This window comes from Euryarchaeota archaeon (genome assembly GCA_016207515.1).
Taxonomy (GTDB): Archaea; Thermoplasmatota; SW-10-69-26; order JACQPN01; family JACQPN01; genus JACQPN01.
Genome location: JACQPN010000020.1, coordinates 55,444 through 77,930 on the forward strand (window position 1 = coordinate 55,444; position 22,487 = coordinate 77,930).

A 22,487-nucleotide genomic window follows, 5' to 3' on the forward strand; every position below is an offset into this window, starting at 1 on the left:
CCCGGCCTACGGCGGCTTTTCACCGTCGTCATGCCCGAAGAGGAGGTGGTCGGTCGCAAGCACGGCCTTCTGGCTCAGGTCCATGTGGCGTAGAAATGCGTAGATCGCATAGAAAACGGAGATGAGGGATGCGGGGACGAGTGTGAGTTGGAGAAAGAACGGAAGCTTGTCGAGGCCGCCGAGCCACACGGAAACGATCACGGTGGTCACCGCGCTCGCCAAGGCCATGATGAGGCTCCATTTGAACGTCTTGTAGTTTGAGTCCATCACTCTTGCGATGTCAAGCAGGATGAAATCGTTCTTCCAGTCCTCTGGCTCGTCGACGCCGGGGTGTATGTCGGACCACGTGACGGGCGTGAGGCCCGCTTCTAGCGGTGGAAGACCGGCGTCCGACGCCTCCATCTTGTGCTTCGGCTTCGAGGCCACGCCTCCCTGACCGGCTGCGCGGCAGAAAAACCTGCCTGAACCGGCCGCCCGAGGCGCAACATGTATCTACTTGTATGTATGTGCCAGGTGTATGACCAAGGTCAGGATACGCGTCGGTTCAGGCGAGTATGAAGCGGTCGTCCGGGCGGTCTTCAAGACCGGTGGCAGCCTCGCCGTTCGCCTTCCGCGCGCTCTCGCGGAAGAGGTCGGTCTCGATGTGGGAACGCCGGTCCGGTTCAGGAAGGAAGGTCGCGGCATCCTCGTGGAGCCGGCGAGCGAGTAAGGAAACCTAAAAGGAAAGGATGGAACGCCGGCCAAGGAAAGGTCGGGGCCGGCGAGGGACGCACCCACCGCTAATGTAGACGCCCGTTCAAGGCCACTCGATGGTCGCCTTCTTGATCACGACGTGCGTCACGGGCCGGTCGCTTGAATCGACCTTCGTCTTGTTTATCGCGAGAGCGACGTCGAGGCTCGCCTTGTCCGCCACGACCCCGAACACGGAGTGCTTGCCGTCGAGGTGCGGGGTCGCAACGGCGGTGAGGAAGAACTGGCTTCCCCCGGACGCAGGCCGGCCCGTGTTCGCCATCGAGAAAACACCCGGCTTGTCGTGCTTCAAGAGGAGGCCACGAGGGTTCGACGGGTGCTCGGTCGAGACTTTGCCATCCGCGTAGTAGAACTCGTCCTTGATGGTGTAGCCGGGACCGCCCGTTCCCCAGCGTCCTTTCGCGGCCTCGTCCTTCGTCAACGGGTCGCCGCCCTGGTTCATGAAGTCCTTGATGACGCGGTGGAATCGCGTCCCATCGTAGTAGCCCTTCTCTGTAAGGTCGATGATGTTCTGGCAGGTGATCGGAACCTTGTCGCACAGGAGCGTCGCACGGATGGTGCCGGCGCTCGTGTCGAGGATCCACGTCGCGGACTTGCCTTTCTTGGAGCTGTTCTGTTTCGAGACGCATTCGCCTTTGCCGGTAGGTGTGTTCCAGTCCATTCTCATCTCTCCTTCATGACAGCGCGGATCATGGAGTTGTGCGTGTTCGGCGCTACGTCCAATCGATCGTCGCGCTGTTGATGACGACCGGGGTCACCGGTCTGTCGTTCGAATCGGTCGCTACCTTGTTGATCTTCAAGACGACGTCGGTGCTCTCCTGATCGGCAGTCCGCCCAAAGACCGCGTGTTTTCCGTCTAGATGCGGTGTCGCGACGGCCGTCAGGAAGAATTGACTTCCGCCTGTTGCCGGTCGACCGGTGTTCGCCATGCTCAAGATCCCAGGGACATCGTGCTTCAGGCCCAGCCCGCTCTTGCAGTTCGCGGGGTGCGAATAGGAGATCGTCCCGTCGGCGCAGTAGAATTCGTCCTTGATCGTGTAGCCGGGGCCACCGGTGCCCCAGCGCGCCTTCTGGCTGTCGTCCTTCGTCAAAGGGTCTCCACCTTGGTCCATGAAGTCCTCTATGACTCGGTGGAACTTGATACCGTCGAAGTAGCCGGCCTCCGTGAGGTTCACGAAGTTCTGCGAAGTCAAAGGTGCCTTCGAACAGTAGAGGGTGACGCGGATGGTACCAAGTGTCGTCTCAAGCACCCAAGTGACGTTCCCGGCCTCCAACGTCGCATCGAGCGTCGACACGCATACACGCTGCGCCTGTGTGATGTTGGAGGTCGTCGTACCGCCCGTGCTCGTTCCCGACGACGTTCCGCCGGTCGTGTTGTTCGCCGTCGTGTTGTTCTTCCCGCCGGTGCCCCGCTCCAGGCAACCGGAGAGCGACAGCATCACGACGAGCACGACTACGGCGAGTTTCGGTCTCAAAGTTGGACCCCGGCGTGACAGGGAAAGACCCCAAGATAAGGGTTTTCGCGGTCGGGGCTCGGGCCAACGGGGCCGGTCTAGAGTTCTTCTTGGCATTCGAGTGTAGCCACGAGGACGGTCACCCCGCGGATGAACACCATGACGTCGTTGTCTCCTGCCGTGCAAGCCGCGAAGATCGACTCACCGTCCACCCAAGGCGTCGAGCCCCACGCCTCGATCCCGTCTAGGTCGAGCCAGATGTCGGCCGTCGGGTCAAGAAGGAGACCGTTTACGTAGATCTTCGTCTCGTGCGAGCTGAAAACGGTGCCGGAGGGCGCGTCCAACGTGAATTGCAGGGTATCGGTCAGGTTGTTTCCATCGGCGTCCCACTGGCTCGGCAAGACGTTTGCGTCCACAAAGTCGATGGTCTCGTCCACCTCGTCGGAGCTCCCACCGGTGAACGCCGGGAAGAGTTCCTGGTAGCCGCTTGCGAAGGTCGCCGCCATCGCGCCGTAAGAGATCGTCTGTAGCATGTGTGCGTAGACCAGACCGGCCCAAGGCTGGAAGCCCACGTCGCCTTCGAGCTTGTCGAGGGTCATCGTCTGGCCGCCCTCGACCTTGAACTCGTAGGACTTCGGCTTCGGGATGCTTCCCGGCAGCGCCTCCCAGGTCGAATCCTCGACTGCGTCCACCACCTGGCGGACCATTTGGTTGATGTCGAGGGGTTGATCGTACACGACCTTCACGGGCGTGAACGACTTTTCTGCGAGGTAGATCTTCACGGTCATCGGCTCCTGGTCGATGTTCAGGCCTTTGAAGTGGAAGTCGTCCTTGTCGTAGCGGGAGATGTCCATGGTGAGCTTCGAGTGCTCGACGACCTCCCAGGCCTTCATCGTCCCCGCGGGCGTCGTCACGTCGACCACTTTCCCGACCTCTATCGAATAGGAGAATTCGCCTCTCAACGTCTCCGGCAGGTCCGCCGAGGCGTCCTGGTCCTTCGTCGCGTCCACCTTTATCGAGACGCGAAGCGCGTCGCCAGTGCCCATGTCCGCCTGGAGGAGCTTCTTGAGGTCGTTGATGGAGTCCTGATCCTGCGACTCGTCGGGTCCGTCGAGGTCCAAAGAGGAGGCTTCGAACGCCTCGTCCATCGGCAGGTTGTCCTCCACCTCGTTGAGTTTGCAGTCGTCCGTTTTCAACTTGCCAAAACATTGGAACGTGCCCGCGTCTTCTTCGGTTATCCCCGTGAGCCACGCGATGACCTCGGCGTCGGCCGCGAGCTTTCCGCCGCTCGATTCCGCCTTCACGACCTTCGACCCGTCGAGCCAGAGTCTGCCGCCCATCTCGCCCGAGAGGAAGCCGCTCTTGGCCTGTACCCCGGCGTCGAACGGCGTCTGGTTGTGCGTCCCCTTGGCCTCAAGCGTGAAGTCCTCCAGGTCGAGGCGGCCCGTGAACTTGAACGGCGCGGCGTGGGCGTTGTGAGAGGTCTCCGCCTGCACCGTCTGGGCCGTCGAATCGACGCCCAGTTCGATGGTGCCGGTCTGCCGCATGTCGAAACTCTCGCGCGCGGTCTCGATGCTCAATTCGCCACCGTCCTCGTCCACTATCTGGTAGTCGTTGATCGACATGTCGAAGACACCGTGCCCGGCGATGGAGTAGGCCAGCTTGGATCCTGGAGCCGCCTGGAACCCGAGAGGCACGTTCGCGATGTCCCAGCTCTTGAGCGGGACCCCCGTGCGCTCGGCGACGATCTTGTCCCCGGAACGGACGATGATGCCGCCCGCGAAATCGACGCCCGTGATGGAGATGGGGGCGCCTGGTGAGAGTTGGGTGAGGGAGCCGGATTCGGACAGGCCCTTCGTGATGATGGACCCGGTCTTGTCCGTGTAGGTGACTTGGAGGGTCGCGGCGTCGATTGCGGACCCGGTGGCCGAGATCTCGTATTTCGTCGTCATGACCCGGTCGAGGATGTCGTCGTCAGAGCCCGCCGCGTCCCTTTGGTAAGTGTCCTGGTCGATCGAAATGGCGATGATGCGTGCGATCGAGATGCCGGTGTCCTTCGGCGGCTCGGGTCCGGTCTCAAGACAGCCGCTCGCCGCAACGGAGGTGAGGAGGATCATCGTGGTCGCAATGGCCGATTTCTTCTGTCCTTTGAAAACCATAAGGAGGTCCCTCGTTTCGCGAGGCGGGTCCTTGACTAATAAGGTGTGTGTCTTGCCCTGACCGGCCGACGTTTTTCCGGCACGCCGTTTTAATACGCGCTAGGCTCTGTAAGCGCCGGTGGCGCTTCCTGGTCCGCGGTCTCTCCTGGTGGTGGGCGACAAGGGAAATCTCGGGTAGGCCCCGACGCTATTTTCGTCTTTACGTGATAGTGCTCGCGTCGACCGCCGGACTGCTCCTTGTCCTCGGCCTCGCCAACGGTCTCATCTCGGGCCTTGGAGGCGAGCTTGGCGGCACCCTGGCCGCGGACGTGCGGTCCTCGAGCGGGTCCTACGAGTTCGGGGAAGGGACGGTGATCGACGGGGCCTCGTTGATCCGCGGTGAACTGGCCCGCAAGAACCCTTCGGCCCATTTTTCACAACGGTTCGAACTGCAGGTCCTTCTCCAACACGAGGGGGACATCGAGAAGTGGCGGGCGGCGTTCATGGTCGGGATCGACCCCCAGGAGGATGCAAAGGTGTCGGATCTACGCGGACGCATCGTGGCCGGTGAATACCTGCCGCCAGGGCCCGTGACGCAGGACCTCATCACGTACTACCCGGTCGTCGCGGGTCGAGAGCTTGTGACCGCCTTGAACGTCACGATGTGGGACGGGAAGGCGACGATCGCGGGCGGGAACGTCATCAACGCGACCGCCGGACGCAACGTCGCATCCGGCTCACCTATAACGGTCCGCCTCGTCCTCTCGGGCATCTATTCGACGGGGCTCAAGGTCATCGATTCACGCGCCGTCTTCGTCGACATCGGGGCCGCGCGCACTCTCGACGGGGGCTTCGCGGACGATGACACGGCCAACGTGTTCCTTGCAAAGACCGCCGATCCGGACGGTGTTGCGGCGTCCGCCGCGGCCGCAGGGCTGAACGCGACCACTGGAAGAGCGTTCGCGGAAGGCAACCTGGCGACCGTCTTCTCCGCGATACGCGTCTTCGTCGGCGTGATCGGCGGGATGCTCATCCTCTTAGGAGGAGCATGGGCGACCCACGTGGTATCGACGATAGTCTACGAGGATCGACGCACCATAGGCTATGTCCGGGCACTCGGGATGGATTCGAGGGATGTGGCGGCGACCTACGTGTTGACGGGGGGTGTCATCGGGACGCTCGGCGCCGTGACGGGGCTTCTCGTCGGTTGGATGGTAGCGTTCCTCGTGAACGACCTACGCGTCGGGTCCCTGGCGCTCGGGGATCTGCCGGTCCGCGTCCGGCTCGGTTGGGAGACGGCGGCGTTGCTGTTCTTCGCCGTTGCGCTTTCGAGCATGCTTGCGGCCGGGCTCGAGGCCCGGACCCTCAAAAGGAAGAACGTCGCCGAGATCCTAAGCGAACCGTGAGGTAGGACGGCGGAAGTACGGGCGGCGGGATTTGAACCCGCGCTATAGCGTTGGCAACGCCATGTACTAGACCAGGCTATACTACGCCCGTATAAACCGGAAGGCAACCGCAAAGAGGGGTTGGCGTATTTGGCGGTTTTGGTCGAGGGGACGTTCCGGTCCTTGGCGTCGCAAACGCCTTAACCGGAGACCGCGCTCAAGCGCCGGGTACACGGGGTTGAGTTTGAGATCGGTCGCCGCGGCCGGCGCGGTACTGTTGACGATGATGATGGGCCCCACTGTGGCCGCCACGCCATCGGCCGAAATGCACTTCTTGGAGACGCCGCCCCCTTCGTGTTCGTCCGAATATCTCTACGGGTCGCAGCAGAACTCGAACGACACGCCCGAAGAGGCGGATTATCACCTGACGTCGTGGTCGAACCCCCGTTCATCCTGCGACCGATCAGGCACGATCGCAAGCGCCACCGTGCGCGACGACTCGAACGAGACAGTAAATGCGACTGTCACGGATGAACGGCGCGACGGCCAGGACGAATATTCTCGTTATGAGCTTTTCACCGAGCGTCACCAATGTCCGAACGATCCGACGGTCGAGTGCGGATCCTCTTACCAGAACTCGCAGACGAACGAGACGACGACGCGCCACAACGGGACGGCGGCGAACGCGAGCGTCGGGGGAAGCCACTCCCGCGTGGACGTCATGTCATGCGACAGGACGGATTGGCGTGGCGATTCCGACCACACGCAGAGCAGTCACGTCGGAGACCAGTACACGCAGTCGTCCTACTCGCATGCCGACTACGGGAACGCCACCGATTGCCTCACCGGGGCCCGCGGCCACCTTGTCGCGCCGCCTTCCGGGACGGGCCTCGACGGCTCGTCCTTGGATTACGACGCGGGGTACGAACGTGGCCACGTCGGACGGTGTGCGGGATACGACGAGGCGTACTCATGCACGACCGACGATTCCGCGGCTCTTTTCACCGATACACACCTCAGCGTCCCCGGCGTGGGATCGAACGAGCTTGGGGAAAGGTTCGAGTTCGAAGAACCGCTCGTCTGACGGGATGGGCCCGGACCGATGGTGCTTGGCGGTGCGCCTGATCCCTGCGGCGGCGTCTTCGCGAGGGAGGCGGCGACGTCAAGCCGGTCGTCGCGTACCGTCTTGGCGAGGGCGTTGAGGCGTGGGACACGTACCCCCTAGGGTCGCACCGCCGTCGGTATGAGGCGCTTGACGGTCGCGAGGGCGGCCCCGTCGCTTGCAGGTGCGAGTCCGCGGCGAAGCCGCGCGACCACCGAAGCGGTCTCCATCGATTCGGGCATCCAGTGCAAGGGGTCGGATTTGAACCGACGGACTCCTAAGAGGGCAGATTTTAAGTCTGCTGCCTTTGGCCAGGCTTGGCTACCCTTGCGTCCCTTTTCTCGTCGAGGCGACGAAACGGACCGCATCAAAAACCTGTTCCCGGTTAAAGAACGTGCCTTATCGCCAAGGAAATGATTTATCGCCCGTCCTGCTTCGAGGGGCCGTGGAGACTGACGTCCTCATCGTCGGCGCGGGTCCCGTGGGGGCCCAAGTCGCCCGCCACTTCGCGATCTCAGGCGTCAAGGTCACGATGTTGGAAGAGCACGATGAGATCGGGATGCCGGTCCAATGCTCGGGGCTCTTCACGCCCGCCGTTTTCGACATGGTCCCGAAATCCGTGCAGGCCGTACAGCTGAACCGGATCCGGGGCGCCCACATCTACAGTCCGTCCGGCGTGAGGCTCGATGTCCGGGCACGGGAGGTCCAGGCGATCGCATGCGACCGCGCCGCCTTCGACCGGGCCTGTGTCAAGGAGGCGGTGGACGCCGGAGCGACGATCACGATGGGCGCCAAGGCCGTCGCGGCGCAGCGCGAAAACGGCGGCGTGAAGGTCCTAGTGAAAGGCAAGGGCGGGGAAACCTGGGTGCGAACGCGGCTTCTCGTCGGCGCGGACGGCGTACAATCCAACGTCGCGAAGTGGTTCGGTCTTCCTCGCGCGGTGCAACTCATCTCCTGCCATGGCGGCATCATGGACGACGTGGAGGTCGAGGACCCTGAATCCGTGGAGATGTGGACCGGCCAGATGCAGGCGCCGAATTTCTTCAATTGGATCGTCCCCGACGGGAAGAATGCCGGCAAGGTCGAGGTGGGCGTCTTCAACGCGCCCCTGCCCGCGATACACTATTGGCAGAGGATGTTCGACGACCCACAGTCCGGGCGTCTTCTCAAGAACGCAAAGTTGAGGCAGACGATCAGTGGTGTGATACCGATCGGGCCGGTCGCTCGCAGCACGACGGACAATGTGATGCTTGTCGGCGACGCGGCGGCACAGGCGAAACCGACGACCGGCGGCGGGGTCTACATGGGATTCCGGGCGGCGCGACACCTTGCGGATGTCGCCGTCGAGGCTCTCGAGGATGGCGATTGTTCGAACGCCGCCTTGAAACGGTACCATGACCTTTGGATGGGCGACGTGGGCCGCGAGTTGAAGCTCGGAATGTGGTTCCGCCGGGCCTTCATGGGCCTCAACGACAAGCAGATGGACGAACTCTTCTCGATACTCTCGGAAAAAGAGATGCTGATGCTCGTGAACAGCCTCGGCGACATCGACTACCCATCGAAGGTGATCTTCGAGATGTTCAGGCGCCGACCGCAATTACTGAAGTTCGCGCCGAGTGTTGTCAAGTCGTTCTTCCTCAACTGATGGACTCTTCCCACGACGCCGGATTAGGTGCCTTCTCGCTCGGCGAAGGCTTGGGTCTGCCCTCGCGATAGAGGAGCGATTGGAGGGCGGCCAGGTACGTCGAGAACGCGTCGGCGCCTTTCTCCGTGATGTAGTACCTGGCCTCGAAGCCAGTGCGTAAAATCGTTCTCCGCACCTCCACGTAACCCGCTTCGATCAATTTCTCCGCGTGACTTGCGAGGTTTCCGTCGGTAAGGGAGAGGCCGTCTCGTAGCTCCGTGAACGAAATCTGCCGGTTCCTGTACAAGACCACTATTATCCTCAGCCGCGTAGCCTGATGGATGACCGGGTCGAGAGCGGGTGCCCCCAATGAGTCATCTCCGAAACGCCAGGATGGCCCCGAGCGCGAAGTAGGAGATCGCGGCCAGGGCGGAAGCCCCCATCATCCCGGTCCAGCCATCCACGTTCAGTATGTAAGCGACCAAGGCGGCGGCGAGAAGGGACCCGCCGAGGCCAATGGCGTAACGCTTGCCTCTTTCCTCGTTCGAGGAAACGATGCCACCGAAGAACAGGGAAGCAACGCCGAATATGCCGAGCATGAACGTTGCGCTTGGCAACATGAAAACACCTCTTCGCATCACGAAGTTCAAGACGAGTATCGCCGCGACCCAGATCACGCCGGCCACGATGTAGCGCGCAAAATCGTGCTTGCCGTTCACGCTGAGCGTGATCGCTACCGAATTCCATAGGGCTCCAGTAGCGATGTACCCGCCCACCACCCAAGGGGCCCAGGCGATGGCGAACGCGTACCAAGGCACGGCATAGAGACCACTCGTCATGAGGACCGAAAGAAGCGCATAGGTAAGCGAGATCCCTGTCCCGGCGAGAGCCCAGATCATCCACGTGACACCCTCGGTGCGGCCACGCAGAGCTGCTGCGAAGCTCCCAAGCGATTCGATGGTGGTCTTGGCCTCGCTCGGGATAAGGGTCTCTGCGTTCATTGGATCGGTTGGGAAATGAGAATCGTGGTCAAAAAGGGCAGTTATCCTTTGCGCTTCAAAGGCCGGTTCCGCTTACCCACGTGGAAATTTCTTTCTTAGACGGCCCCTTATCCGATCCTTGGCACTAGGTTCCAAGAAAAGGAGCGTAAAGCCCTGACGCCAACGCCCGTGTGTGCGGGCGCATCCCGCGTCTTCGAGTATTCGGATGGCGTCCATCAGGACGCTGTCGGGGACATCACAAAAAATCCCCGCCACCACGCGCGACATGTTCCAACCCCTCTGCTCCCCGTACGCCCCGCGCTTGTCTAGCCGGTACAGCAATACGTCCGCCGTGATTCTGGCATCGAGCACGAGATCCCCACTCGTGAGAGGGAGGGAGTCTACACTTACAGCTCGCCGGACAAAGGCCACATGTGGCGGCTCTTCCTCGGTAGTACGCTCTTCGGGCAATTGACTGGGCCCCCAAAGGTTTCGTGAGTTATCCCGCGCTCGCCGCGCCATTGAAATTCAACGTAAACATGCCTCCTTCTCCTGCCTTGCTGTTTCATTGTAACTCTCTTCAGTTACAACATCGTTAACTTAGTCTATTCTCATATATATAGACATCTAATTCTCTTAATTTCGAAACATATAGAACCTCGAAGAAGTTTTATCTACTGAGACGCCGTGTGTATTAGCCCATGCGTGGCATAGACTACAACGGAGTTTCACTCTTCACTAGACCACGCCAACCTCTTAGGTGGCAGGATGGGATGCGAATCAAGGAGGAAGAACAATGAGCAACACTGGCGGCGCAGCGGTGAGTTCTAATGGTCATAGCGAAAAACCAAAAGATCCGTTTAATGGCGCTCTAGGCGATCCGGCGGAACTGAGGGTTCTCGTGGAAATGCTTTCCGCACCTCCGAACTTTGCGTTCTCAAGAGCAGAAATCGCTAGCGGTGCCACCGTGTCACCGGTCACTCTAGAGCGAGTCCTCTTGAGTTTCCGTGAGCTTAAGATAGTCTCTGAAAAGAAGGTCGGTCGAGTGGCGATTTATCAGCTAAACCGCGACCATCCCGTCGTTTTCTGGCTGGACGTGTTCATGGATGAAGACAGTCGTGACCGTGCCATGAGCGCGGCTCGCCATGCGACCGCTTCGGACGAGTTGGAACACACGACCGCCTGACTGAACGCCATCGCCTGCTACCGTCTCTCCCGCACAATTCTATCAGCGTCCCGCTTTCGCGCTCGTGGCGCCGACAAACCATGGCCCGGGGCCAAATTACGCGTTGCGCCGCGATGTGCGGCGCATTCTTATATCGGCTTCGACCGTTTCCACGGCGGGAGGGGCAGCGCCCGACGCCAAACGGACGTGTGGTCGTGGCTCCCGGAACCCACAGGTGAAAGATTTCGTATGGTCATAGAACACCAAAGGGCAAACGGGGCCCCCGTCCCATTCGCTCGCCAGTCACGTGTTGCCCACAATTCTCAGCGAGGTGTTGGCTGATTGGCCGACGTCCACCGTGAGACCGCCGCAACGTTAGGCTTTGAGGCTAAGCTCTGGCAAGCCGCTGACGCGCTCCGAAACAACATGGATGCAGCCGAGTACAAGCACGTCGTCCTCGGCCTCATCTTCCTCAAATACATCTCCGACGCGTTCGAATCCAAGCACGCCGAGCTCGAAGCCCACAAAATGGAGGGCGCCGATCCTGAGGATCCGGACGAGTACCGCGCCGTGAGCATCTTCTGGGTGCCCAAGGAAGCCCGGTGGTCGCATCTGAAGTCCAAGGCGCCACAACCCGAGATCGGGAAGCTTGTCGACGACGCCATGGCGGCGATTGAGCGCGACAATCCGACACTCAAGAGCGTGCTTCCAAAGGATTACGCTCGTCCCGGCCTCGACAAGCAACGCCTCGGACAGCTCATCAACCTCGTAAGCGACATCGGCCTCGGCAACCCGACCGACCGCGCCAAAGACACGCTGGGCCGCGTGTACGAATATTTCCTGGCGCAGTTTGCGAGTTCCGAGGGGAAGAAGGGCGGTCAGTTCTACACGCCTTCTCGCGTTGTGCGCGTGCTCGTCGAGATACTCGCGCCCTACAAGGGCCGCGTTTACGATCCCTGTTGTGGCTCGGGTGGCATGTTCGTTTCAAGCGAGAAATTCATCGAGGCTCACAGCGGCAAACTGGGCGACATTTCAATCTACGGTCAAGAGTCCAACTATACGACATGGCGCCTCTCGAAGATGAACCTCGCCATCCGCGGAATCGACGCGCAGATAGCCCACGGGGATTCATTCCACAACGACCACCACCCTGACCTCAAGGCGGACTACGTGCTGGCCAACCCGCCCTTTAACGACAGCGACTGGCGCGGGGAGCTGCTCAAGGAAGATAAGCGATGGGTCTACGGCGTGCCGCCGCCGGGCAACGCCAATTTTGCTTGGGTAGAACACTTCGTCCACCACCTCGCACCCACCGGCATGGCCGGCTTCGTTCTCGCCAACGGCTCCATGTCCTCGAACCAATCGGGCGAAGGCGAAATCCGGAAGGCCATGATCGAGGCCGACCTCGTCGATTGCATGGTGGCCCTTCCCGGCCAACTATTCTATTCGACGCAGATCCCCGTCTGCCTGTGGTTCCTTACCAAGACCAAGAAAAACGGGCGTTTCCGCGACCGGCGCGGCGAGACGCTCTTCATCGACGCGCGAAAGATGGGCTCGATGGTGGACCGCGTGCACCGCGAGCTGACCGACGAGGACATCGCGAAGATCGCCGGAACCTACCACGCATGGCGCGGTGACACGGGTGCGGGCGATTACGTTGACGTGCCCGGCTTCTCTATGGCCGCGAAGCTCGACGACATCCGCAAGCACGGCCACGTGCTCACGCCGGGCCGCTACGTCGGCCCCGAGGCGGTGGAGGACGACGGTGAGCCGTTCGAGGAGAAGATGAAGCGGCTCACCGCAACGCGGCGCGAGCAGCAGGCCGAGGCCGCGAAGCTCGATGCTGCGATCGCCGCCAACATGAAGGAGCTCGGGTATGGCGGGTGAGTGGATAGATACAACATTGGGCGAGGTACTAACTTTTCAGCGTGGTTTCGATCTCCCCGAGACACAGCGCAAACCCGGTGCCTATCCGGTGATTGCCTCGACAGGTCCGGTCGGGACGCATCAGGAAGCGATGGTCAAAGGGCCTGGCGTAGTGATTGGTCGGTCAGGCAGTCTGGGAGGCGGCCAATACATCGAGGGCGATTTTTGGCCGCTGAACACGACTCTGTGGGTCAAGGACTTCAAGGGAAACGATCGCCGTTTCTGCTACTACCTGATCAAGTCGTTAGATCTTGCACAGTTCAACGCTGGCAGCGGAGTGCCAACGCTGAATCGCAATCATATTCACCCGCTTCCACTTTCGGTCCCAACTCACGTCCCCGAGCAACGAGCCATCGCCCACATCCTCGGCACGCTGGACGACAAGATCGAGCTGAACCGGCGGATGAACGAGACGCTGGAGGAAATGGCGCGGGCGCTGTTCAAATCGTGGTTCGTGGACTTCGACCCCGTGAGGGCGAAGATGGACGGACGCGATACTGGGCTCCCGAATGAGCTTGCAGCCCTGTTTTCAGATGGTTTTGAAAACTCGGAGATTGGCGAGGTTCCCAAGGGGTGGGCCGAAAGGACTATCACCGATCTTGCGGAGATCGTCGGTGGCAGTACCCCGAGTACCACGGAGCCTGCATATTGGAACGGTGGCACGTATCACTGGGTAACGCCCAAGGATCTCTCTCGACTCTCAGTGCCAGTCCTGCTCACTACTGAACGCACGATAAGCGAACTGGGTCTTGCCCAAATAGGATCCGGTCTGCTGGAGAAGGGGACCATTCTGCTGTCGTCGAGAGCGCCAATTGGCTATCTTGCTGTAACAGAAGTGCCAACGGCTATCAACCAGGGCTTTATCGCGATGAAGCATAGGGAAGGCGTATCCAACCTCTTCCTGCTCTTCTGGGCTAGCACCGCAGCCAAAGAGATTGTGAGTCGTGCGAATGGATCGACTTTCCTGGAAATCAGCAAGGCCAACTTCCGGCCCATACCCGTAGTCGCGCCTCCAGCGATCCTGATGAAGGCATTTGATTTTCATGTGCGTCCCTTGTACGAGCGCATCGTGCTTTGCGAACGGGAGGCGCGCGGCCTTGAGAACGTTCGGGACACTTTGTTGCCCAAGCTTATTTCCGGCCAAGTCCGAGTTCGCGCTCAGCGAGGGGCGGACGGAGATTGAAACCGCGGATTGATCCCAACAACTACAACGCCTGCCCCGACTATAATGACTGGTTGGATGAGAGCTACTCTGACGCTGGACCTGAGCTGAACATACAGGGGTTCCAACCTAGGGCCAGTCATGTTCTTTTCACGATGAGCCAGGACACCTATCAAGCCGCATTTGCTGACTTCTTGCAGGAACGCGATGAGCAACTGAAGGAGACAATTTCTTACGAGTTTCCATCACCAATTGCATACTACTTCTACAGGTTCGAAAACGGTTACGAGAACGAGCTCCAAAGATTGCACCTTCTTCGTGACACATGGGAGGCGACGGTAGACATCTTACATGCCTTGGTAATCTCCGAATGTCGGTTCAGGAAACTAGGGCTGCACGAGCCCTTGGCTTTCTCTGACCTTCTGACAGAAAGCGTCGCACAACGCTTGCTCAACATTGAACGAATTGTTAGCCATGCTCAGGCCGAGGGGGTGGCGCTAGACGTGGTCAAGATTTTTTCCCCGACGATGCTGGGAACGATGCGGGCGCTCAACCAATCTCGCAACGCTTTCTCGCATAGCGCCGCCCAATCCGAACTTCAGGCCCAAACCTGGATTGGCGAATGTTATTCCGACGTTATTGAAGTCTTGGGCGCGTTGAAGGGTTTGGCCACCGTGGAAATCTTGCGTTATCTGAGTCAACCTAACGCTCTTACGTTACGTTGTGAGGTATTCAAGGGGCATGGTTCCACAAGGACGATAAGAGACGTCCCGATGACGGCTGACCAGGCACGGGAGTCTCAGCACTACTTCCAGCAGGGACAAATGCTAGTCCTTACCACGGGGCCTGTCCTCAGTCTACGACCAATGGTACACTACTGCCAGGATGAGGCCGGCCAATCCACGAAATTGTGTTTATTTCGAAAGACGCGCGGAGACCCGCCAGATCGGCGCATTGAGTATGAAGTGGTTGGGGACGCGGTTCGCCGAGATGAGGCTCGTGCGACGTTCCAACTTGAACTCGACGAGCTCCGAAGCATTTTCGGTCTGGAGCCGGAATGAGGTAGTTGAACATGCGTTCTCACCAAAGATTCACCGAATCCATCGTCGAAGACGCCGGCCTCTCCTGGCTTGAGGCTCAAGGTTATTCAGTCATGCATGGACCTGCCATCGCCGTCGGCGAACCCGCCGCCGAGCGATTCGATCCGGCCTATCGCGACGTCGTTCTTCAAGACCGTCTGAGGAAGACCCTCGCCCTCCTTAACCCCACGTTACCCGCGGAGGCGCTTGAAGACGCGTTCCGCAAGTTGGCGCGTGTCGATGCCCCGTCACTTTTGGAGCGCAACCGCGCTGTCCATCGGATGCTCGTCGATGGGGTCGCGGTCGAGTTTCGCCGTTCCGATGGTTCGATCGCCGGCGCCCAGGCCCGCGTGCTCGATTTCGATTCACCGGATAAGAACGACTGGCTCGCCGTCAACCAATTTACGGTCGCGGAGGGGCAGCACATTCGCCGGCCAGACGTGGTACTCTTCGTGAATGGACTCCCGCTCGCCGTGGTTGAGCTAAAGAACGCGGCCGACGAAAATGCCACGATTTGGACTGCCTTCCAGCAATTCCAGACTTATCAGGCCCAGATTCCGTCCCTTTTCGCATACAACGCAGTGCTCCTTGTTTCCGACGGCGTGCAGGCGCGCATTGGATCGCTTGGCGCAGGCCGCGAGTGGTTCAAGCCATGGCGGACCATCGGCGGCGACGGGGACGCGCCGGCCGGCATGTCCGAATTGCAGGTTGTTCTCGAAGGCGTGTTCGACAAACGGCGATTCCTCGACCTTATTCGGCACTTCATCGTCTTCGAAGATGAAGGGGCCGGAAAGCTCACCAAGAAAATGGCCGGCTACCACCAGTTCCACGCAATGAACGTCGCCGTGGAGGAAACGTTGCGTGCGGCGCGGCCACCTGCCAGCCAGTCCAGCGCCATTAGGCCCGGTCCGTCAGTAGACGGTCGCCGAAGCGGGGGTGAGCCCGGTGACCGGCGCGTGGGTGTCGTCTGGCACACGCAAGGCGCCGGAAAGAGCCTCAGCATGGCGTTTTACGCGGGCCGCGTCATCTTGCATCCGGCCATGGAGAATCCCACGATTGTCGTGCTCACGGACCGCAACGATCTGGACGACCAGTTGTACGGCACGTTTTCGCGCTGCCGCGATCTCCTTCGGCAAGCGCCCGCGCAAGCTGCGAATCGAACCGACCTTCGCGAGAAGTTGCGCGTCGCCGGCGGCGGTGTGGTTTTCACGACAATCCAAAAATTCTTCCCAGAAGAGAAGGGGGACCGCCACCCGGTTCTTTCGGACCGGCGCAACATAGTCGTGATTGCCGACGAGGCGCACAGGAGCCAATACGATTTCATCGACGGTTTCGCCCGCCACATGCGTGACGCCCTGCCAAAAGCATCCTTCATCGGGTTCACGGGAACGCCGATTGAGAAAACCGACGCCAACACTCGGGCTGTGTTTGGCGACTACATCAGCGTGTATGACATCCAGCGGGCGGTCATTGACCGCGCTACCGTCCCAATTTTCTATCAGAGTCGCCTCGCAAAGTTGGACTTGAAACCTACGGAACGACCCCTCATTGATTCACGCTTCGAGGAAGTCACAGAAGGCGAGGAGGTGGAACGAAAAGAGCGCCTTAAGACCCGGTGGGCGCAGCAAGAGGCGATCGTCGGTTCGGACAAGAGGGTGAAACTCATCGCAAGCGACCTCGTTTCACACTTTGGAGAACGCCTCGCCGCCATGGATGGGAAGGCCATGATTGTTTGCATGAGCCGCCGGATCTGTGTGAAACTCTATGACGAGATTGTGGCGCTGCGTCCCGATTGGCGTGGCGACGGTGACACTGAGGGCGTGATTAAGGTAGTCATGACTGGCTCCGCGACGGACCACCTCGAATGGCAGCCTCACATCCGGAACAAGCCGCGACGAGAGGCACTTGCCAAGCGGTTCCGGGACCCGAACGATCCTTTCCAAATTGTAATCGTACGCGACATGTGGCTCACTGGGTTCGACGCGCCCAGCCTTCACACCATGTATCTGGACAAACCGATGCGTGGACACGGCCTCATGCAAGCCATCGCGCGTGTCAACCGCGTCTTCAAGGACAAACCCGGCGGCCTCGTAGTGGATTACTTGGGCCTCGCCGATGAACTCAAGAAAGCGCTCGCGACCTACACTGAGAGCGGAGGAACGGGAAAGACGGCACTCGACCAGGAGGAGGCGGTCGCCGTCATGCTCGAGAAGTACGATATCTGCCGCGGGATCTTCCATGGATTCGATTGGGGGGATTGGATTTCTGGTACACCGCAAGACCGCTTGGGTCTGCTTCCAGCAGCCCAGGAGCACGTCCTCGCCCAGAAGGATGGCAGAGAACGCCTCATGCGATTCGTGACAGAACTCTCGCAGGCGTTCGCCCTTTCCGTGCCGCACGAGGAGGCAATTCGAATCCGTGACGACGTCGCATTCTTCCAAGCGGTGCGCGCAGTGCTCGCCAAGGGCGTGCCCGGGGAGCGGCGGACGGATGAGGAACTGGACCACGCGATCCGCCAGATTGTCTCCGAGGCGATAGTCTCCGACAGGGTGGTGGACCTGTTTGCGGCCGCTGGGCTCAAGAAGCCGGACATTTCGATTCTCTCTGAAGACTTTCTCGCCGAAATCCGGGGAATGCCTCAACGTAACTTGGCCGTAGAGCTCCTCCGAAAGCTCTTGGCGGGGGAGATCAAGACGCGGTCGAAACGGAACGTGGTCCAAGCCCGCTCCTTTGCGGAGCTATTGGAGAAATCCATCCGCACGTACCAGAACCGGGCGATTGAGGCGGCTCAGGTCATCGAAGAGTTGATCCAACTCGCCAAGGACCTGCGGGAAGCGGATTCGAGGGGCGAAGAACTAGGGCTTTCGAACGAGGAGGTCGCATTCTACGACGCGTTGGAGACAAACGACAGCGCCGTCAAAGTGCTCGGGGAGCCGACTTTGAAGTTGATTGCGCGGGAACTCGTCGAGGCTGTCCGGACGAACGTGACAATCGACTGGACTGTCCGCGAGAATGTCCGTGCGAAGTTGCGCGTAATCGTCAAGCGAATCTTAAGAAAGTACGGCTACCCGCCAGACCTGCAGGAAAAGGCCACGGCGACGGTGCTCGAACAGGCTGAGGTCTTGACGGCCGAGTGGGTGCCTCTGTAGTCGCGTCTGCCTGCCGCGATGAATTCCTGGATCGCGGCCCGTCAATTGGCGGGGCAGAACCCGAAAACGCAGTACTCTGTTTCGGCCATCTGGTACGCCGTTCCCGCTAGCGTCGGCCGCCCACAATTGCACATCCCGGGAATGAGTGATTGCGCCATTTCGTGATTTGCCACGCCGGGATTTGACATGGGGGTTGGTCGATGGGGGTGAGCCGAATTTATCCCCGTGGTCTCCGAAACCGAGCCGAATCCTCGATCGCGACCACATGTTTAGTGGCACGGGACCACGGGCGCCGACCCTAATTCAACGGCCTTCTCTCGACTTCGAGGGCGCTTGAGGTCGGGTAGACTTCCGACACGTAGCACGGGTACGGGATGTCGCGTGCGATCTCCTCAAGCACCCACGGCGCGACCTCCACGAAGCCCGTCTCGACTTTCCAAAGTGTCTCAGGGAGTTTGAACCGCTTGGAAAGAATCTCGACGACAGGCGCCGGGTCGGAGACCTCGACTATCCCTTTTAGGATGGTTCCGTCGTCCGTGCGTTTCTCGTAAGTCTTGGCGTCGGTCTCACCCATCCGTATGAGTCGGTTCCTGAGCTGTATCCCGTCCTTGAAACACGCGGAGCAGTAGTGGACGGCGGTCTTTCCGCCCTTCTTCAACGCGAGAAGGCGCATGGAAGCCGCTTCGCTCTCCTTGGCGCCGGCGCTCGTCGGGTCGCGTATGTCGTAACCCATGTTGAGGAGGTTGCGGAAGTTCGTCTCGGAGAACTCCAACTCGTTGAGGTTGATGTAGGAAAGGCCGTTCGCCTCCGCGTAGTCGATGAGGGCGCTCATCTCCTTCTCGCGGTTCGGAAGCGCCGGGATCTCTATCCCAACCGTCATCCCCGTTGCCTTCGCGGCCGGGATGAGCCGGTGGTGGTGTCCCTTCTCCATCCTCGACCAGTACTCTGGGGGCGGGTGGAACCGGATCTCGTCGAGTCCAGCTTCGGCGAGCTTCGTAAGCCACGCGGGGTCGAAGTCTATCTGCGTGTAGAGGTGGATGTGGTGCCCGGGGCCGAATGCGGTTTTCAAGGCGCGGACGTACTGTACGACGCGTTCGGGCTTGAACATGGGGTCGCCGCCCGCTATCCCGGTGCCGAGGGCCCGCATGGTCTTCGCCTCGGCGATGACGCCGTCGACATCGTCGGGGTCCAGTTTCCGTTCATTTGCCCAGATCATGTCGACGTTTCGCCGCTCGGAACTGATGGGGCAGTAGGGGCACCGGTAGTGGCAGTTACCGGTGATGAACAGCACCATCTTGCCGCCCTTCTCGCAAAGCGTGCAGCCGAGCGGGAGGGGTCCGGTCGTGAACGACCCGCCCGGCAACGTGGAAACACCCGTGGCCGGGGCATCCTGCCCCCATGAAGGCGCCGCGCGCGTCGGGGCTTGTGTCCCGGCGGGGCGGTCGGAGACCTTTCTCATCTGGAAGCGCCGAGTCCATTCAACCATATAAACCGGATGCGCCGAGGCAACGACCCTGAACGGCCCACCCCGCCATTACCCGGTTATATTTATTGGCGGGCCATTGTCAGTCGCGTGCGGCTTCCGCAGGAGATCGTAGCAGAACGGTTCGTTCCCACGGTGCGTTCGATGCTCGTCTCCGAGATGACGAAACTCGGCATGACGCAAGACGAGATTGCAAGAAGCCTCGGCATCAGCCAAGCGGCCGTCAGCAAGCATCGCGCCGGGCGACAGCGGTTGGAGCCCGTCGTGGCAAAGGACCCGCGCGTCGCCGAGGCCGTCGCTTTGATCGCCGAGGGCTTCCATGAGGAGCGTTTGAGCCCAACGGAGGCGATGGCGCACTTGATGGCGCTGGTGCGTGAGTTGTCGAACCGTGGACCCGTATGCGAGCTCCACGAACGTGAGATGCCGGCGCTTCGAGGGTCAGGCTGCGATCTGTGCGTCGTCGAGGGAGGGAGCACCTTGATGCAAGAACAACGCGTCCTCTCAAACCTACGATCCGCCATCCGCATCCTGGAGGATACACCGGCGTTCGGGCACTTGATCCCGAGCGTGGGGGCGAACGTCTGCATGGCCCTGACCGGTGCAAGCGACCTGCCGGACGTCGCAGGCGTCCCCGGGCGCATCGATTCGCAAAAGGGCGCAGTCACCATACATGGAGCGCCCGCCTTCGGGGCCAGTCACCACGTCGCGGAGGTCCTCCTCGGGGTCCATTCCTATGATCCTGAGAAGGCCGCGGCCATAAACATGAGGACGGAGGACCGCGTCCTGGCCGCGTTGAAGGGAGGACGCCTTTCGTGCGTAGAGGTGAAAGCGGCCCACGAATCGGACCGAAAAAGCCTCCTCGCCGAATTGACGCGAATCGGCAAGACGCCCGACGTCGTCTACCATCGGGGTGCCTTCGCCGTCGAGCCCATCACGTACGTATTCGGCAAGGACGCGGAGAGCCTCGCCAGACTCGTGCGCTCTATCGCCGTCGACTTGGAGGCGTCCCGTGGACTTTGAGGCCTGGCGGGCGGAGTTTCCCGGCCTCGAACGCAAGACCTACCTCAACTCATGCTCGTTGGGCGCATTGTCAAGACGCGTCCGCGCCGCCGTGAACTTGCAACTCGACCTTTGGGAAGAGTTGGGCGCCTCCGCGTGGTACGGATTGTGGATGGGGGAGTTGGACGCGCTCCGACAGAAACTCGCGCGCCTTTTTTCCGTCGAGAAGAGCGAGATGTCGGTACAGCCATCGGTGAGCGTCGCCTTGGGTTCGATCGCGTCCTCGCTCGACTACACAAGACGGCCTGCCGTCGTGAGCGCGGACATGGATTTCCCGACCGTTCCCTACCAATGGATGGTGAAGGGCAGCTTGCACCTTCGCATGGTGCACGGCGACGGGGTGAAAGTCGACGCCAGCGGTTTCGAGAAGGCCATGGACAAGACCGTTGCAGCGCTTGCGACCTCGCACGTCTACTTCACGAGCGGCTTCATCCAGGACGTTCCGCGGATCTGCCGCGCGGCAAGAGAGAACGGGGCCTTGGCGATAATCGACGGTTACCAGGCCGCCGGTCAATTGCCCGTCTCGCCCCGGGAACTGGGCGCCGACGTCTACATCGCGGGCGGCCTCAAATGGCTCTTGGGAGGGACCGGCATCGCGTACATGTACGTCCGGAATGAGTTGGCCCTCGGACTCGATCCCAAGCACACCGGCTGGTTCGCCGCCGCGCGTCAGTTCGAATTCGACGCGAACGCCTTCGAATTCAAGCCCGACGCAAGGCGGTTCGAGGCGGGGACCCCCCCCGTGGCGGCCGTTTACGCGGCGTCGGCCGGCCTAGACATCATACTTGAGATAGGCCCCGAAAGGATCAGGGAACGGACCGCGAGGCTCGTCGACGGGGTGTACGAGAGACTCGTGGATGCCGGTTACTCCCTGAAAACACCGGGGCGATCGGAGGAGCGGGCGGGAATCGTGATGGTGGCCCTCAAAGACCCGGCGACCGCCGTGAAGCGGCTCGCGGCGGAAGGGATAATCGTGGACTCACGCCCCGGAAGGCTACGCGTCTCTCCGTACTTTTACAACACGGACGCGGAGCTCGATCGGTTCGTCGCCGCGTTGAAGAGGCACGCGCCGCCGGGGAATGGTTGAACGTGATGGTCAAGATAGCGTCTTTCGACCTCGACGGGACGCTCGTGGAGGACACCGTGTTCGAGACCGTCTCGCGGGCGGCAGGCTTCCACGAGCACGTCCTCAAACACGATACCGACTACTTTGCCGGGAAGATAACGCTCGAAGAATGCTTCCACCTGGAATACAGGTACTTGGTCGGGCTCCCGTTGGAGACGGTGCAGGCGGCGATGCGGGACGGAAAGTGGATACCCGGCATCCGTGAGGCGGTCGCTCGCCTCAAGACCGCGGGGCTGAAGACGATCGTCTTGACCGATCAACCCCGGTTCCTCGCGGAGTGCGCGCTTCGTTTCGGGTTCGACGAGGCGGTCTGTTCGGAGGCGACGATCAAGAATGGGGTCGTGACCAGTGACATCCGACCACGCTTCGACAAACTGGCGAACCTCGACGCCTGGGCCCGCGAGAGAGGCGTCGGCCTCAAAGAGATCGTCCATGTGGGGAACGGCATGAACGACACCGCCGTCTTTGGCAGGGTCGCATACGGGATAGCCGCGAACCCGAGTTCGGCGGCCGTCTCGAAGGCTGCCGCCTTCACCATCGACCCGATGACCGACCTACGCCAGGCGACGGACGTCATCATCAAGAACCTCGCCGCCGGATCCAGGCACTGAGGGGCGCTCGCCTTGACGAAAGGACGGAATGTCCCGGGAAGCCCCCGGACGATCCTTCTCCGCGCCAAACATTCGCCGGAGGGTTTCGAGAACCTGACGATAACCTACGTGGATCGTGGCGCCGTGGGAGACGTGAAGACGGTGCAGGGTCGAGACGTCGTGGACATTGAGCGTGGACTTCTGGAGTTGAAGACTGGAGCGCGCATCCCAATGCACCGTATCGTGAAGATACGCGACGGCGGGCACCTGCTCTTCCTTCGGCGGGCCCGGTGAGGGATGCACCTGCATCAGCCT

20 protein-coding genes and 2 tRNA genes are annotated in these 22,487 nt (G+C 60.8%); 13 read left to right on the forward strand and 9 right to left on the reverse strand.

What is annotated here, in order from left to right; genetic code table 11:
* Positions 1 to 6: 6 nt before the first annotated feature.
* Positions 7 to 426: a hypothetical protein gene (locus tag HY556_08330; protein ID MBI4393784.1), complete on the reverse strand. Its 420-nt coding sequence runs from the start codon at positions 424 to 426 to the stop codon at positions 7 to 9.
* A 91-nt stretch (positions 427 to 517) separates the two neighbouring features.
* Here HY556_08330 and HY556_08335 point away from each other — a divergent pair, with 91 nt between their 5' ends.
* Positions 518 to 709, forward strand: coding sequence for an AbrB/MazE/SpoVT family DNA-binding domain-containing protein (locus HY556_08335; GenBank protein MBI4393785.1), 192 nt, complete (start codon positions 518 to 520; stop codon positions 707 to 709).
* Between the two features lie 87 nt (positions 710 to 796).
* Here the strand turns inward: HY556_08335 and HY556_08340 are convergent, their stop codons facing one another.
* From HY556_08340 to HY556_08350, 3 genes are all read right to left on the reverse strand, one after another.
* On the reverse strand, positions 797 to 1,411 hold the full coding sequence (locus tag HY556_08340) for a peptidylprolyl isomerase (protein MBI4393786.1): 615 nt from the start codon (positions 1,409 to 1,411) through the stop codon (positions 797 to 799).
* Positions 1,412 to 1,463: 52 nt separating this feature from the next.
* Positions 1,464 to 2,189 (reverse strand): peptidylprolyl isomerase, encoded by a 726-nt coding sequence (locus tag HY556_08345; protein MBI4393787.1) that lies wholly within the window; start codon positions 2,187 to 2,189, stop codon positions 1,464 to 1,466.
* 113 nt (positions 2,190 to 2,302) lie between these two features.
* Positions 2,303 to 4,363 carry a hypothetical protein gene (locus HY556_08350; protein ID MBI4393788.1) on the reverse strand — a complete coding sequence of 687 codons (2,061 nt, stop codon included), beginning with the start codon at positions 4,361 to 4,363 and terminating at the stop codon, positions 2,303 to 2,305.
* A 203-nt stretch (positions 4,364 to 4,566) separates the two neighbouring features.
* Here HY556_08350 and HY556_08355 point away from each other — a divergent pair, with 203 nt between their 5' ends.
* A complete protein-coding gene (locus HY556_08355) occupies positions 4,567 to 5,748 on the forward strand; it encodes an FtsX-like permease family protein (protein ID MBI4393789.1) in 1,182 nt (393 codons plus the stop codon).
* Positions 5,749 to 5,764: 16 nt separating this feature from the next.
* Here the strand turns inward: HY556_08355 and HY556_08360 are convergent.
* Positions 5,765 to 5,839: transfer RNA gene (locus tag HY556_08360), tRNA-Gly, on the reverse strand.
* A gap of 126 nt (positions 5,840 to 5,965) precedes the next feature.
* On the opposite strand from HY556_08360, the gene HY556_08365 reads away from it, so the two are divergent.
* Entirely contained in the window at positions 5,966 to 6,811 is an 846-nt protein-coding gene (locus HY556_08365) for a hypothetical protein (protein MBI4393790.1), read from the forward strand.
* A gap of 264 nt (positions 6,812 to 7,075) precedes the next feature.
* Here the strand turns inward: HY556_08365 and HY556_08370 are convergent.
* Positions 7,076 to 7,160 (reverse strand) — tRNA-Leu (locus tag HY556_08370).
* 114 nt (positions 7,161 to 7,274) lie between these two features.
* Between HY556_08370 and HY556_08375 the strand changes: the two genes are divergently transcribed.
* Positions 7,275 to 8,474: an NAD(P)/FAD-dependent oxidoreductase gene (locus HY556_08375; GenBank protein MBI4393791.1), complete on the forward strand. Its 1,200-nt coding sequence runs from the start codon at positions 7,275 to 7,277 to the stop codon at positions 8,472 to 8,474.
* On the opposite strand, the gene HY556_08380 is transcribed toward HY556_08375, so the two are convergent.
* Both HY556_08380 and HY556_08385 read right to left on the reverse strand, forming a co-directional pair.
* On the reverse strand, positions 8,467 to 8,823 hold the full coding sequence (locus tag HY556_08380) for a transcriptional regulator (protein ID MBI4393792.1): 357 nt from the start codon (positions 8,821 to 8,823) through the stop codon (positions 8,467 to 8,469). The two genes, HY556_08375 and HY556_08380, sit on opposite strands and share 8 nt — an antisense overlap.
* A gap of 4 nt (positions 8,824 to 8,827) precedes the next feature.
* Positions 8,828 to 9,454, reverse strand: a complete 627-nt coding sequence (locus HY556_08385) for a hypothetical protein (protein MBI4393793.1) — start codon at positions 9,452 to 9,454, stop codon at positions 8,828 to 8,830.
* Between the two features lie 775 nt (positions 9,455 to 10,229).
* On the opposite strand from HY556_08385, the gene HY556_08390 reads away from it, so the two are divergent.
* The 5 genes from HY556_08390 (at position 10,230) to HY556_08410 (ending at position 17,914) form a co-directional block, all read left to right on the forward strand.
* The gene (locus HY556_08390) at positions 10,230 to 10,619 is read left to right on the forward strand and encodes a hypothetical protein (GenBank protein ID MBI4393794.1); all 390 of its coding nucleotides are present in this window, start codon (positions 10,230 to 10,232) and stop codon (positions 10,617 to 10,619) included.
* A 321-nt stretch (positions 10,620 to 10,940) separates the two neighbouring features.
* Positions 10,941 to 12,485 carry an SAM-dependent DNA methyltransferase gene (locus HY556_08395; GenBank protein MBI4393795.1) on the forward strand — a complete coding sequence of 515 codons (1,545 nt, stop codon included), beginning with the start codon at positions 10,941 to 10,943 and terminating at the stop codon, positions 12,483 to 12,485.
* A complete protein-coding gene (locus HY556_08400) occupies positions 12,475 to 13,707 on the forward strand; it encodes a restriction endonuclease subunit S (protein ID MBI4393796.1) in 1,233 nt (410 codons plus the stop codon). Before HY556_08395 ends, HY556_08400 begins: the two co-directional genes overlap by 11 nt.
* The gene (locus tag HY556_08405; protein ID MBI4393797.1) at positions 13,704 to 14,747 is read left to right on the forward strand and encodes a hypothetical protein; all 1,044 of its coding nucleotides are present in this window, start codon (positions 13,704 to 13,706) and stop codon (positions 14,745 to 14,747) included. Before HY556_08400 ends, HY556_08405 begins: the two co-directional genes overlap by 4 nt.
* Before the next feature lie 11 nt (positions 14,748 to 14,758).
* Positions 14,759 to 17,914 (forward strand): type I restriction endonuclease subunit R, encoded by a 3,156-nt coding sequence (locus HY556_08410; protein ID MBI4393798.1) that lies wholly within the window; start codon positions 14,759 to 14,761, stop codon positions 17,912 to 17,914.
* Between the two features lie 298 nt (positions 17,915 to 18,212).
* Here the strand turns inward: HY556_08410 and HY556_08415 are convergent, their stop codons facing one another.
* Positions 18,213 to 19,373 (reverse strand): radical SAM protein, encoded by a 1,161-nt coding sequence (locus tag HY556_08415; protein MBI4393799.1) that lies wholly within the window; start codon positions 19,371 to 19,373, stop codon positions 18,213 to 18,215.
* 114 nt (positions 19,374 to 19,487) lie between these two features.
* On the opposite strand from HY556_08415, the gene HY556_08420 reads away from it, so the two are divergent.
* The 4 genes from HY556_08420 to HY556_08435 are packed head-to-tail and all read left to right on the forward strand — an operon-like array spanning position 19,488 to position 22,466.
* Positions 19,488 to 20,417, forward strand: coding sequence for a transcriptional regulator (locus HY556_08420; GenBank protein ID MBI4393800.1), 930 nt, complete (start codon positions 19,488 to 19,490; stop codon positions 20,415 to 20,417).
* Complete coding sequence (locus HY556_08425) at positions 20,407 to 21,543, forward strand: aminotransferase class V-fold PLP-dependent enzyme (protein MBI4393801.1); 1,137 nt, start codon at positions 20,407 to 20,409, stop codon at positions 21,541 to 21,543. The genes HY556_08420 and HY556_08425 overlap by 11 nt, the downstream gene beginning before the upstream one ends.
* A gap of 2 nt (positions 21,544 to 21,545) precedes the next feature.
* Positions 21,546 to 22,193: an HAD family phosphatase gene (locus HY556_08430; protein ID MBI4393802.1), complete on the forward strand. Its 648-nt coding sequence runs from the start codon at positions 21,546 to 21,548 to the stop codon at positions 22,191 to 22,193.
* Between the two features lie 12 nt (positions 22,194 to 22,205).
* Positions 22,206 to 22,466 carry a DUF504 domain-containing protein gene (locus HY556_08435; GenBank protein ID MBI4393803.1) on the forward strand — a complete coding sequence of 87 codons (261 nt, stop codon included), beginning with the start codon at positions 22,206 to 22,208 and terminating at the stop codon, positions 22,464 to 22,466.
* The last annotated feature ends 21 nt before the right edge of the window (positions 22,467 to 22,487 follow it).